Genomic DNA, 13,284 nt, shown 5'->3' with positions numbered 1-13,284 from the left:
AAATTTCACATCTTTTTAATCAAGCGTTCAAAAAGTAGCGTGCAATCGATTAACACCCTCTTCAATAAGGCGTATATTAGCGCCGTCTGACACAGCAGGTGCTGTGCGGTGTTTAAAACATAATAATACGTGCTGCATGCACGATAACGTTGTAACAAAAAGGAAGCCCTATGGATGTGCAATCTTTGACCTCCCAATCCTCCGGATTGGATAGAAAAGCGTGGATCCTATTTGCCGATATCGCACTTTTTTTCGTGCTGTACTACAGCCTGCCCTTTGACCCTCAAGTGACTACAGGTCTCAGCCTTCTCGTCTTTATCGCGGTGCTCTGGCTCACTGAAGCCATCCATGTCAGTATCACCGCCATTCTCGTTCCCATTCTGGCGGTCGTCTTGGGGGTGTTTGAAACCCCAGCGGCGATGGCGAATTTTGCTAACCCTATCATTTTCCTATTCTTGGGTGGCTTTGCCCTTGCCGCAGCATTGCAGGCCCAAGGGCTGGATCAAGCCATCGCCAACAAGGTACTGACGGTCGCGAAAGGAAAGATGTCCGTCGCCGTGATGATGCTGTTTGGGGTCACCGCGGCTTTGTCAATGTGGATCAGCAACACCGCTACCACGGCGATGATGCTGCCGCTTGTGCTCGGCATTTTACGTAAAGTCAGTAACCAAAAAGATCATGGAACCTATGTGTTTGTGTTACTGGGGATTGCTTATTGCGCGAGTATCGGCGGGATTGCGACCATCGTCGGCAGCCCACCCAATGCGATTGCCGCAGCAGAAGCGGGACTGAATTTTGTTGGTTGGATGAAAATCGGATTGCCTATTACCTTAGTATTGCTGCCGATCGCCGTATTGGTGCTCTATGTGCTAACCAAGCCTAATTTAAGTCACGCCTTTGAGGCAGAGAAGCGTCACTTCGAATGGACGCAACCTCGCTTAGTCACCATGGGAATTTTTGCACTCACCGTCGCGGCTTGGATCTTTAGCAAACCACTAAACTCTCTGTTAGGTGGCCTCAGTAAGTTTGACTCCATCGTCGCCCTATCTGCCATTGTGCTGCTGGGTGCAACCCGTGTCGTGAAATGGAAAGAGATCGAAAAGACTGCTGATTGGGGCGTTTTACTTCTTTTCGGTGGCGGGATTTGTCTAAGCAACGTACTCAAAGCCACTGGGACAAGCCTATTTTTGGCTAACCACCTAAGCAGCGCCCTGACCGGCTCTGGCATCTTTTTCACCATGTTAGGTGTCGTCGCCTTTGTGATTTTTCTGACTGAGTTTGCCAGCAATACCGCCAGTGCTGCCTTACTCGTCCCTGTGTTTGCCACTATTGCAGAAGCGTTAGGTGTTTCCCCTGTGGCGCTATCTGCACTGATTGCGATTGCCGCATCCTGTGCCTTTATGCTGCCGGTCGCGACACCGCCAAATGCCATTGTTTTTGGTTCCGGTCATATCGAACAGCGTGACATGATGCGTATTGGTTTGTACCTAAACATTATTTGTATCATGGTTTTAGCCGTCTTTACTTGGCTGTTCTGGTAATCCTCTTCACTCACACTACCTAGCATTTGCGCTAGGTAGTGTTTTTCTCCTCTACTCTCACCCCGAAATTGTTTCAATAGAGTTTCAGGTTTACACTGTTGCGACGCTTCATTAACCGTAACTAACTATGGCATTTGCAGAAATTACAGGCTGGGGAAAATGTCTTCCTCCGGCCGTGCTGACCAATGATGACCTCAGCACGATTATTGAAACAAACGATGAGTGGATCCGCTCACGCACCGGTATTGAGTCACGCCGAGTCAGTCATGTTGAAACCTCAGATCTTGCTACCGTGGCCGCTCAACGTGCGCTGGCCGCCGCAGGGATTGAGGCAGCACAGCTTGATCTGCTGATTGTTGCGACCTGCTCACCGGATACCTTAATTCCTAACATTGCCTCCAAAGTCCAAGGTAATCTTGGTGCGGTGCGCGCGGCGGCATTTGATATGAATGCGGCCTGCACCGGCTTTCTCTATGGCCTAGAAACCGCAACCAAGATGCTTCAAGCCGGCCATTATCAGCATGCGCTGATCATCGGGGCAGAACACTTAACGTGGTACCTCGACTGGAGCAAACGTGATACTGCGGTGTTATTCGGTGATGGCGCTGGCGCGGTGGTTATTAGTCAAACCGATCAAGAAGTCGGTCTTCTCGACGCTCAGCTCGGATGCGACTCAGCAGGACGCGATGTATTAGCGATCCCTGCTTTTGGTACCGCGATGGACAGATTTGACCCGCAAAATGGTCACTTCGCGTTTGACTTTATCGGCCGCGACATTTTTAAACGTGCCGTAAAAGGAATGGGGGCTGCCGCGAATCAAGTATTGTCGCGTAACCAGCTCAGCGCTGAGCAAATTGACGTGGTGGTTCCTCACCAAGCCAATAAACGCATTATTGAAGCGCTTTGTGACCACGCCGGCATTAGCCTAGATAAAGCATTTGTGAATATTCAGCACTATGGCAACACCTCGGCAGCAACCATCCCTATCGCACTTTGCGAAGCGGTAGAGCAAGGTGTGGTTAAACCCCATAGCCAATTGTTAACCGCCGCGTTTGGGGCTGGTTTAACTTGGGGAGCGGGATTGATTCGTTGGGGTGAACGCACCACGCCACTGCAACAATCGGATGTAGAATTACCCGCCACAGATAAAACCGCACTTGAGCTACTTGCCTACGCGGTTGATCAATGTCAAAACCGCCAAGCCTAGCCCTAACGCTTGGTACATACGCACATGCTGAAAAAAAGCCGACAATCAAGTCGGCTTTTTGCTGTGTATTTTATCAGGCGTTGCTTACTGAGCGAGATGCAAAAACGCCGCACCGCGTACACCACCAGAATCACCGTGCTGTGCTTTCATCAGCATCGGTGGTTTTGCCGCGGACAAAAGGTGATGAGGAAGACGTTTGGGCAACTCATGATAAATTTCATCAAAGTTGGACAAACCACCGCCCAGTACCACCATATCGGGATCAAACGCGGTTAATAACCCACCAAAGCACATCGCCAACACATCAAAAAAGCGGTCAACAAACGCAACGGCCTTCGTTTCACCTAGCCGGTATTGCTCGATGATCTCAACTGCAGATAGCGGCGAGTAATAATGGGCATAAAGTTGTTCAAACCCGCGTCCTGACAAGTAGTTATCGAGACAACCTTGATTACCACACCCACAGGCAAACATGGGTGGTTTATCCCCCAAGCGTAGCCATGCATCAATAGGCATCCGCATATGACCTACTTCACCGGCCATTTGGTTTTTACCGTTGATCACCTTACCGTTGATCACCAAGCCACCGCCAAACCCGGTACCCAGAATCAAACCAAGCACGGTTTTCGCTTCTTTGGCTTGCTCATCCCAAGCTTCCGATAGCGCGAAGCAATTGGCGTCATTACTCACCCGCACCTCACGACCGACGCGCGCTTCTAAATCCGCACGCAAGTGCATACCGTTTGCTGCAGGCACATTCACGGTTAAAACTGTGCCGTCTGCCGCTTCTGAGCCGGGAATGCCAATCCCCACCGTCCCCTTTTCGCCGAACTTCGCGTCGTATTTTTCGACCAACATGGCGAGGGTATCAATCAGGGCTGCGTAATCCTTAGTCGGTGTCGCATAACGTTCGGTTGCTACACGATTGAGTTGTTTATCGAAGGCGCCAAATTCAATTTTGGTTCCGCCCACATCAAAGCCGTAATACATGGCCCAGCCACCTTTGTGTGTCGTTATTTATACAAATTATTATTCAGCAAACGGTCATAAATGTCCGTGAGCCGCAACATATTTCGTTACTTTAGAACAAGATATTTTATCCCGCGTAAGATGTTTGGTCACGCATCGCCATAAACTGGGTTAACGCATCTCCCTCAGGTAAGGTTTTTTGTCGTTTCCCAGCAATATAACGTTCGCGAAAGACATCAAACCACTGGCTTAAATGCACCGCGGCTCGGCGGTCACCCGCGTTTTCGAGTACGTGCGCTGCCACTTCTGCGGTCGCTAATTGGTTCTCTCCGTGTGCGTCACGGACTTGATAGCGTGATAATGCCTCAGGTTGAATACTCAAAACCGGAAAACGATCAAGCCAAGGGCTTTTTCTAAAGATTTTCTTCGCTTCTCGCCATGTGCCATCAATGATCACAAATAACGGACGTTTACCGCTGGGATGAGGCTTTGGGGAAGAAACAACGCGAGACGGCTCAGCATATTGGGCAGGAAACACAATATAAGGCTGGTAAGCGGGATCGGCTAATCGCGTCAGCATCTCAGGATCTGGCTCAGTACGCGACCAAATATACGCCGAGGTATCAGGGATACAGTCAGCAATGAGTCGCCCCGTGTTACTCGGCTTGAGAACTTCGTCATCGTACATGATCAACATAAACGCGGCGTTAGTCTCACACTGGCGACGGTATTCACACACACAATAGCGGCGAACCAACATGCATTGGGTACAACGTTCAACACCTGCACCTCGGGCAAGATAAGGTCGTGTGGCGCGAGCAAGACGCCTCTCGTATAAGCGGTGAATGGCATGGGAAGGAGTTGCGTCAGACATAAGGCAAGCAGGCAATAACGATAAAGGCGCCTATTATACGCAAAGTAAAATGAGATGCAGTGCGGAAACAGGTTGTGCTGACAGGAAAAGAGCCCAGTCAACACTGAGCTCTGTGGCATGTAGTGATCTTTTGTTTAGCGCAGTTCAACCATAGCGCCATCAAACAAATTTTTGACGAGTGCAATGTACTCTTCCAAAAAGCCCACTTGTTCTGCCGTAACAGGTTGCTCCCAGCGTCCCGCGAGTACTTCTTCCATGTCTTCTACCACACGGTCAGCTTCTTTCAGGATGGTAAAGCGCAACGCTGACGAAAGGCCCGGATTCTGCTCGCATATAGTCATAATATTGGATGCGACCAAATCATGGACGATATCGGCAATCGTATCATCGCCAATGGCTTCGCCCGGTTGCTCAAACACAGAGAGATTAAACGCAAAATGCTCGATCAGTGCTTGATACCCGTCTGAGTCTACTACCATGATTACTTGTCCTTAGACTGTTCTAATGTCGCTATTGTATCGCGATCGTCAAGTGTATGCGCCTTTTGCGCACGAAATTAGAAAGCTAGTCACGCTTCTTCGTACACCGCTTAACGCTATGTATACTATAAGATAGCATTGTGTATAGCACGCCATGCGACCACGTCGAACCGACACGTCGTCAAATTCGTGAGCTAGGCAAGCATACAACCACAATCCGTGTTGAGGCACAAGCTCATACAAAGGACTGAACGCCAGTGCAACTACCAGCAGTATAGCTGGGGGTAGGCAAAGATGCAGAGGCCTCAATGGCAACAAGCCGGGATGATCCCGTCGCTATTCACGCACAAGGATGTAGGAAACACGCATGACAGCTAACCGTGCCCGCCCATTTAGCAAAAGTATTGTCAGCAAAATCGGGCTGATCATGACCTTTATCACCCTGATGGTGCTCGGCCTCTCTGTATCCAGTTACGTGATGCAAGAGCGCGTTAATCGGGATGTTGAGCAAGCCACGAACCAAGAAATCCCCAGTGCCATTATTACCATGACCTTACTGCGGGCGGCGGGTGAAATGAATGCCAGCATGCTCAAATATGTCATGGGGCGTCATGAATCATTGGCCGTGTTTCTTGAAAACCAACAAGAATTCGAGAACCAACTAGACAAGCTGGCACGGATCAAACCAAGTGGCCACCAGCGGCTTGCGGAAATTCGTCATCTGTATGAAAGATTTCAACGTAAAGCTCATCAGAAAGTACTAACCGAGTTTGACCCCGTTGCTGAGCAATGGGCTCGCAAGCAAGTATTACGTTTATCGATTGATGTGGTCCGCCCGATCGATAGCCTCGTCGCCGAATTAAAAGCCGCTCAAGAGCTAACGCAACCCGACAACGTCGCGATTTTACAATACCTTGATGAGCTCGTGGATGAAAACGGCGACATGCTCACCGAGCTCAATCAATACCTCGATGGCCAAGAAACCAGTCGTCGCGACTTCACTGACGACATGGCAACATTCGAGCGCTACCTATCACTGGCGAAGTTCGAGCTCAATGATCCCTTGTCTCTGAACAAACTGGAATTAATTTCTCAGCACTTTACCAGCCTGAAGCGCAGTGGCATTGCCATTTTCAATAACTATCAACCTCGCGCCAAAATAGAAGCTATGAAGGCGGTGCGAACGCTCAGTGATCAGGAATATCAAGCGCTAGAAAATGCGCTTTCCGGCTTTGCACGCGAAACGGGTATGGTTGTCAGCAGCTCAATGGTTGATTTGCAAGATATTCTTCATTCCAATCAGCTTAATCTTGGTTATTTGCTGCTATTTATTTTGTTTGTGAGCGGTGCCATGTATGTGTATATCTACCGCACATTCACACAACCTATCGTCAACCTGGCCGATACCATGCAAAGCTTGGTGAAAGGCGATATGACGCCCCCGCTCAGTGACTACCAAGAACGCACCGATGAGGTTGGTAAAATCGCGCATGGTTTAGTGATATTCCGTGCGCATATCATCTCTCGCAACCAAGCACGAGAACAGCTGATGCGAGAAAAAGAGCGCGCAGAAAGTGCCTCGCGCGCGAAGGCTCAATTTCTCGCCACCATGAGCCATGAAATTCGTACGCCAATGAATGGCGTCATCGGTATGATTGATATGTTACGCCGCTCACCGCTCTCACCGTCGCAACACAGTCTGATTGCAACAGTGCGAGAATCGGCATTATCGCTGTTGTCGATTATTAACGATATTCTTGATTTTTCTCGCACGGAGGCGGGCAAGCTCCAGTTTGAACGCGTCACCTTTTCGCTCTCGGAGACGGTCGAGCAAGTCATGGAAACGGTGAGCCACCATGCCAACAAGCGGAACGTGACACTGTCACTATTTATCGATCCGCGGCTTTCTGATCAGCTGATTGGGGATCCCAACCGCCTTAAACAAGTGCTGTATAACTTGGTTGGTAATGCGGTGAAGTTTTCCGGCGGAAAGTCGACCCAGACCGGGAAAGTCGATGTCTGGATCATGCCTCAGCCTGCCTCTTCGCTGGATAAAACCAAGCTTGATATCGAAATCACCGATAATGGAATTGGTATTAGCCAAGAGAAGCTCGAAACCATTTTTCAGCCATTTAATCAGGCTGAGTCATCCACCACTCGCGAGTATGGGGGTTCCGGTCTCGGACTGGCGATTTGCAAGAATATTGTTGACCTGCTCGGCGGCGTGATCCGCGTGCACAGTGAGGAAGGGAAAGGCACACAGTTCCGTGTCGAGCTTGAGTACACGCTCAATCCACTGTCAGAAAAGACTAAACCCGCCATTACCACAGAATCGAGCGCGCCACTGTGGGTCTTTATTGATTTACCCGCCGGAGCGTTACGCACCGCCATTACCGCTTATTTAAAACACTTAGGTATCAAACACCGAGTGACACACAATAAAACGCTCACACAGCTTGATGCGCATCCCAGCTCAACTCAAACGGATAACACCCACTTCGTTATTATCACTCAAGACCCAGAAACGGTATTAAATGATAGCCAACTTCATCAGTATACTTTCGCCCATGTGATTGCACTGCGACATACCCTCTCCTTGGCTCGTCACCAAGATAAGCGTGTGGTAGAACTGTTCGCCTCACCATTGACCTATCGTCGACTGGTGCACGCTCTTCGTGTCTGCTTAGGGCTAGAAAGCCCCGATGTCAGTATGCTCGGCGAATACAGTGACGAGCTATCACTGTCAGCCCCACTCAAAACCGGACGGGGTCGAATTTTAGTCGTCGAAGATAACCCCACTAACCAGCAAGTGCTGGTCCAGCAACTTAGTTATCTCGGATTCGATGTGCTGATGGCAGAAGATGGTGAACATGCCCTCAGTGTTTACCAACAGCATGAGGTGGATTTAGTGCTCACCGATTGCCACATGCCCAAAATGGATGGTTACGATCTCACCGCGGCACTAAGAAAACGACAGCAAGGCGGTCAACGCATTCCAATCATAGCCATTACCGCCAACGCCCTGAGCGGTGAAGACACCCGCTGTTTTCAAGCTGGGATGGACGATTACATCACCAAACCCATTGAGCTCGACGCACTCCATGAGACCTTACAAAAGTGGTTGAACGNGCCCAAAATGGATGGTTACGATCTCACCGCGGCACTAAGAAACCGACAGCAAGGCGGTCAACGCATTCCAATCATAGCCATTACCGCCAACGCCCTGAGCGGTGAAGACACCCGCTGTTTTCAAGCTGGGATGGACGATTACATCACCAAACCCATTGAGCTCGACGCACTCCATGAGACCTTACAAAAGTGGTTGAACGACGACAATGCGCTTGCCGCTTTCACCTCAGGCGTCCCTGTCTCAGACGATATGCACACCACGCCCGAGGCGGAACAGACAGCCGAGCATCTCGTCCTAGACGCCAGCGTGATCACGCGACTGTATGCTGGGCAACAGGATGCTTACCAAGACATCATCGGCGTTTTTAAAACACGCAGCCTGCCCTGCCTACATGAGCTTGCACAACACACACCACCGTTTCACGACTGGGCAGCATTAAAAGACGCCGCGCACAAACAAAAATCCGCGGCAGGCAGTATCGGGGCGCAAGAAACGTATCACTATTGCCTAGCGGCAGAAAAAGCGGCGGCCGCACACGATAACGCTGGATTGGATACAGCGCTTCGCCAACTCCACCAAGCACTACCTCGCCTCGAGGCAGCTATCGCGCAAATTCTGGACGGGTCGGAATAGCGGTATCAGCGGCGGATGACGAGGGATAACGTGATCCCATATCCGGATATCGGTAAAACCAGTGTACAAATTGCGCAATCCAGTGCCACACTGAGTAAGAGACAGTTAAACAACTACGGTAGTGAATAATGAGAAAAACCAAGGTCGTCACCTCCGAGGACATATTACTTAAGCTTTGTCAGTCAGCCACCGCTGTGTTGACCAAGGCCACCAATTCGCCAGTTCATCACGCCGCGATGGTACAAAAAATTGCCAAAACCAGTTTAAAGCCTGATTTAGGCTGCTTTGTTTTATTTGATGGCGGCTTCTCTGGCCTTGTCGTCATCAACTTCTCCTCTGCTGCGGCAATGGAGATCTACAACAACTATATGCAACACATGGGGATCCCTGCCGAAGAACTTGCGAGTTTGCACACATCCGATGAAGTCGGTGACGTACTTGGCGAGTTGATGAACCAAATCATTGGTGACTTCACAGGGAAAATTAAACGCTCGATTCAAACCTCTATCACTCAGAATCAGCCGAAGATGATGGCGGTGAATAAAAACCTCACGGTATCCGTGGACAGCAACATTGATAAGCCACAAGCGCGCCGTGTGAGCTTTACCACCGAAAACAACCACATTTTCTACCTAGAGCTGGCGATGGAGCGGACTGAATTCATCCAGTTACAAGACTTTGAAGAAGGTGAAGAGGTCAATCCAGACGCGATTCTCGAAGAAGAAACCGTCCGTCAACTTGAGAAGAAACCTACCGAGAAAAAAGGGACGGGTGGCGGTAATAACGACCTACTCGACGAATTAGGGATCTAATCGCTCCCCTTTGAACCTTGGGCACCCCAACCATTAACGTCGCCATAGTTAGTGGTTGGGGGAGACTCACWCTCGCCTTGTAAAACCTGCAACTAATTTTACTTAATAAAATAAATGCGCCTCTTATTGCGCAACCTCAATTTATTAACTTTCTTTTTGCATCCTATCGCAATCTTAGCTTGATTAACGTCACACAGAAAGAATGAATCTCAATCAAAATCTCGCCATTTTTTAATCGTTTACCTCATTTAATACGTCAGTTATTTTTAGTAGGTGAATAATTCTGCATCGTATAGACTGCGCCACAAAATCATAAGGCTGGCAAAAGATCAGTCAAAACCCTAATGGGCACCCTGCCCACTCCATTATCATTCGTGAAAAAAGGTCGATTCATGAGTCCAGAACACTACCTACTCGATTGGCAAACTAGCCAAAACCACTCTGAAACCATGTATCCGCTGCTCAGCCAGCTTTATCGCCAAAAAGGGGTCGAAATCCAACTGTTTGGCCGTCAACTGATCAACGCCAGTACCATTGATATTATCAAAGCACACCGAGTCGCCCGCCGTTACACCGGAGGCACCTTAGCACCCAGTCAAACCTTGCCTTTGATTGAAGTGATGGCGGAAATGGATCTCGCGCCAAGTAAAATCGATGTCGGCCAACTGGCTTGGACGTACTGGCAATCTCATGACAACCAAGACGGCATCGCTGATTTTCTCCACAGTCAATTGGGCCATTTAGTGGGAACGGGCAACAGTGTTGAGCCTAAAGATGTCGTTTTATATGGCTTTGGCCGCATTGGTCGTTTGTTAGCACGACTGTTAGTGGAGAAAAGCGGTCCCGGCTATCCATTACGTTTACGCGCTATTGTTGTGCGTGGTGGACGCGAAGGCGATCTAGAAAAACGTGCCAGTTTATTACGTCGTGACTCGGTTCATGGCCCATTCAACGGCAGTATCACCGTTGATGAAGACCGCAGTGCGTTAATCGCAAATGGCAACTTTATTCAGGTGATCTACGCCAACAGCCCAGCGGACGTGGACTATACCCAATATGGTATTCACAATGCATTAGTGGTCGACAACACGGGAATGTGGCGCGACGAAGAAGGGTTGAGCCAACACCTGAAAAGCAAGGGCGCCCAAAAGGTCTTGCTCACCGCACCGGGCAAAGGCGATATCAAAAACGTGGTATTCGGCGTCAACGATAACGTTATCCACGACGATGATAAGGTTATCTCAGCGGCCAGCTGTACCACCAATGCGATCACGCCAGTGCTTAAAGCCATGCACGACAAATTTGGCATTGATGGCGGCCATATCGAGACGGTGCACTCATTCACCAACGATCAAAACCTGATTGATAACTATCACAAAGGGGATCGCCGTGGTCGCTCAGCATCCTTGAATATGGTGCTCACCTCGACCGGTGCCGCCAGTGCGGTCGCGAAAGCGTTGCCTGCGTTAAAAGGTAAGCTCACGGGGAATTCTGTACGCGTTCCTACTCCAAACGTTTCGATGGCAATTGCCAATTTGAATTTGGATAACGCAACAAGCAAAGATGAGATCAATGCTTACCTTCAAGATGTTGCCTTGTATTCGCCGCTATCCGGCCAAATCGACTTTACCCAATCTACTGAGCTGGTTTCTAGCGATCTGATCGGTTCTCGCTTTGCGGGTGTGGTTGATAGCCAAGCAACTATCGCGGATGGAAACCGTTGCGTCCTGTATATCTGGTACGACAATGAATTTGGCTATAGCTGCCAAGTGGTTCATTGCATGGAGAAAATGATGGGCGTTCGCTATCCATTGGTCCCAGAGCCCGCAAGCCTGTAATCAGGTGTAGAGCATAAAAAAGGCCCGAATGGGCCTTTTTTTGCTAAGCAGAGAGAAAACTATGACTGCTTTGCCGCCGTCAGCGGCGATGGCTGACTGACAGGTTTGATCAACGCGTAAACAATCCCTGTGACTAACGTACCCGCGGCAATGGCAGCCAAGTACATAAACACGGGGGTGATTGCATTGGGAATAAGCAGTACAAATAATCCACCATGAGGCGCCATTAATTTTGCGCCAATCAGCATCGAAATTGCACCAGTCAGCGCGCCCCCTGCAATACACGACGGAATGACTCGCATTGGGTCTTTGGCCGCAAAAGGGATCGCCCCCTCAGAGATAAAGCACAGCCCCAGCACAAACGAGGCTTTACCCGCTTCTTGCTCAGCATCGTTAAACTTACGTTTCGCCAGAAATGTTGCCAGTCCCATACCCAGCGCCGGCACCATACCTGCGGCCATGATCGCTGCCATTGGCATGTAGGTGCCACTGTCGATCAAACCCACACCAAAGGTGTATGCGGCTTTGTTCACTGGACCACCCAAGTCGAAGCACATCATCGCACCCAGCAGTACACCCAAGATCACTGCGTTGGTTGAGTTCATTCCTTGCAAGAAGGTGGTTAAGCTATCCATCGCCACCGAAACAGGGCCACCCACCACATAGATCATGACCAAGCCCGTGAATAAGCTTGCCACCAATGGGATCACTAAAATGGGCTTGAGGGCTTCCATGGTTGCAGGCAGTTGCACTTTATCAGCAACAAACTTGGCACTGTAACCGGCAATAAAGCCCGCCAGAATCCCGCCAAGAAACCCTGCGCCTGTTGAGGCTGCGAGCATACCGCCAATAAGGCCGGGAGCAAGACCGGGACGATCCGCGATAGAAAAGGCAATAAAACCGGCGAGGACAGGCACCATCAGGGCAAACGCACTGCCACCGCCAATTTGCATTAATGCGGCAGCCAATGTGCCTTCTTCTTTAAATGCTTCAATGCCGAACACAAATGACAGTGCAATGGCCAAACCGCCCGCGACCACGAGTGGCAACATGTGCGACACCCCAGTCATCAAGTGTTTATACACCCCCGTCCGCTCACCTTGGCTAGCAGTCGCTTGTCCGTTGGTGTGCTTTTTAGCGGCGTGGTAGACCTCAGCATTGGCGACCGCATCATCAAGGCTTTGAGCAGCTTTTTTCAACGCGACGCCTGTGCTGGTTCGATATAATCGCTTACCATCAAAGCGACTTAAATCAACCTCAATGTCTGCGGCAATAAACACCACATCCGCATCAGCGATTTCTTGATCGGTCAGCGAATTTTTTGCCCCCACCGAGCCCCGCGTTTCAATTTTAACGCTGTAGCCTTTCGCTTTGGCTGCTTCTTCAATCGCCTCAGCCGCCATAAACGTATGCGCAACCCCGGTCGGACATGCAGTGATGCCGACAATACGCATGGATTGGTCCGCCTCAGGCTCCTCTGACGCTTGATAAACCTCAGCGTGAGATGCCACCGCATCAAGAACCGCTTGCGCATTGTCCATCACATCACTTAATGATGCCTGATAAACCGGCTTACCGTTAAAACGTGCCGTCTGCGCCGGTGAACCGACGAGCAGAATACGCTCCGCGTTGGCAATCGCCTCAGACGAGACCGGTGTTGACGACTTAATGCTTGATTGACATTCGATGGTTGCTTGCCAGCCTCGCTCACCGACTGCTTTTTCAAGCAATCCTGCTGCGATAACTGTGTTCGCGACGCCACTTGGGCACGCCGTCACAATGACCAGTTTCATACCTTTTA

Annotated in this window: 9 protein-coding genes; 5 read left to right on the top strand and 4 right to left on the bottom strand. The window is 50.0% G+C overall.

Annotated elements, in window-relative coordinates; genetic code table 11:
• Positions 1 to 170 precede the first annotated feature (170 nt).
• The gene (locus tag BZJ19_RS04965) at positions 171 to 1,541 is read left to right on the top strand and encodes an SLC13 family permease (protein ID WP_077661949.1); all 1,371 of its coding nucleotides are present in this window, start codon (positions 171 to 173) and stop codon (positions 1,539 to 1,541) included.
• A 127-nt stretch (positions 1,542 to 1,668) separates the two neighbouring features.
• Positions 1,669 to 2,748, top strand: a complete 1,080-nt coding sequence (locus BZJ19_RS04960) for a ketoacyl-ACP synthase III (RefSeq protein WP_077674810.1) — start codon at positions 1,669 to 1,671, stop codon at positions 2,746 to 2,748.
• 84 nt (positions 2,749 to 2,832) lie between these two features.
• Here the strand turns inward: BZJ19_RS04960 and nagK are convergent, their stop codons facing one another.
• The 3 genes from nagK to BZJ19_RS04945 all read right to left on the bottom strand — a co-directional run bounded on the left by nagK (position 2,833) and on the right by BZJ19_RS04945 (position 5,070).
• Positions 2,833 to 3,738, bottom strand: a complete 906-nt coding sequence (gene nagK, locus BZJ19_RS04955; protein ID WP_077674809.1) for an N-acetylglucosamine kinase — start codon at positions 3,736 to 3,738, stop codon at positions 2,833 to 2,835.
• A gap of 106 nt (positions 3,739 to 3,844) precedes the next feature.
• Positions 3,845 to 4,591, bottom strand: a complete 747-nt coding sequence (locus BZJ19_RS04950) for a tRNA-uridine aminocarboxypropyltransferase (RefSeq protein WP_077674808.1) — start codon at positions 4,589 to 4,591, stop codon at positions 3,845 to 3,847.
• Between the two features lie 134 nt (positions 4,592 to 4,725).
• Positions 4,726 to 5,070 (bottom strand): DUF3802 family protein, encoded by a 345-nt coding sequence (locus BZJ19_RS04945; RefSeq protein WP_069588527.1) that lies wholly within the window; start codon positions 5,068 to 5,070, stop codon positions 4,726 to 4,728.
• Positions 5,071 to 5,437: 367 nt separating this feature from the next.
• On the opposite strand from BZJ19_RS04945, the gene BZJ19_RS04940 reads away from it, so the two are divergent.
• The 3 genes from BZJ19_RS04940 to BZJ19_RS04930 all read left to right on the top strand — a co-directional run bounded on the left by BZJ19_RS04940 (position 5,438) and on the right by BZJ19_RS04930 (position 11,483).
• Entirely contained in the window at positions 5,438 to 8,833 is a 3,396-nt protein-coding gene (locus tag BZJ19_RS04940) for a response regulator (protein WP_077674807.1), read from the top strand.
• Between the two features lie 128 nt (positions 8,834 to 8,961).
• Positions 8,962 to 9,645 carry a DUF3334 family protein gene (locus tag BZJ19_RS04935; protein WP_069588523.1) on the top strand — a complete coding sequence of 228 codons (684 nt, stop codon included), beginning with the start codon at positions 8,962 to 8,964 and terminating at the stop codon, positions 9,643 to 9,645.
• Positions 9,646 to 10,037: 392 nt separating this feature from the next.
• On the top strand, positions 10,038 to 11,483 hold the full coding sequence (locus tag BZJ19_RS04930; protein ID WP_077674916.1) for a glyceraldehyde-3-phosphate dehydrogenase: 1,446 nt from the start codon (positions 10,038 to 10,040) through the stop codon (positions 11,481 to 11,483).
• 59 nt (positions 11,484 to 11,542) lie between these two features.
• Here BZJ19_RS04930 and fruA read toward each other — a convergent pair whose 3' ends face one another.
• Complete coding sequence (gene fruA, locus BZJ19_RS04925) at positions 11,543 to 13,276, bottom strand: PTS fructose transporter subunit IIBC (RefSeq protein WP_077674806.1); 1,734 nt, start codon at positions 13,274 to 13,276, stop codon at positions 11,543 to 11,545.
• Between the last annotated feature and the right edge of the window lie 8 nt (positions 13,277 to 13,284).

It is taken from the genome of Salinivibrio proteolyticus (genome assembly GCF_001996165.1).
Classification (GTDB): Bacteria; Pseudomonadota; Gammaproteobacteria; order Enterobacterales; family Vibrionaceae; genus Salinivibrio; species Salinivibrio proteolyticus.
The sequence above is the reverse complement of the archived record's forward strand: the minus strand, read 5'-3'. Positions and strand labels throughout refer to the sequence as shown.

Excerpts from the sequence above, each read along its gene's own strand:
- fruA (WP_077674806.1), bottom strand. The coding sequence starts at position 13,276 with ATGAAACTGGTCATTGTGACGGCGTGCCCAAGTGGCGTCGCGAACACA.
- BZJ19_RS04930 (WP_077674916.1), top strand. The coding sequence starts at position 10,038 with ATGAGTCCAGAACACTACCTACTCGATTGGCAAACTAGCCAAAACCAC.
- nagK (WP_077674809.1), bottom strand. The coding sequence starts at position 3,738 with ATGTATTACGGCTTTGATGTGGGCGGAACCAAAATTGAATTTGGCGCC.
- BZJ19_RS04960 (WP_077674810.1), top strand. The coding sequence starts at position 1,669 with ATGGCATTTGCAGAAATTACAGGCTGGGGAAAATGTCTTCCTCCGGCC.
- BZJ19_RS04950 (WP_077674808.1), bottom strand. The coding sequence starts at position 4,591 with ATGTCTGACGCAACTCCTTCCCATGCCATTCACCGCTTATACGAGAGG.
- BZJ19_RS04965 (WP_077661949.1), top strand. The coding sequence starts at position 171 with ATGGATGTGCAATCTTTGACCTCCCAATCCTCCGGATTGGATAGAAAA.
- BZJ19_RS04935 (WP_069588523.1), top strand. The coding sequence starts at position 8,962 with ATGAGAAAAACCAAGGTCGTCACCTCCGAGGACATATTACTTAAGCTT.
- BZJ19_RS04945 (WP_069588527.1), bottom strand. The coding sequence starts at position 5,070 with ATGGTAGTAGACTCAGACGGGTATCAAGCACTGATCGAGCATTTTGCG.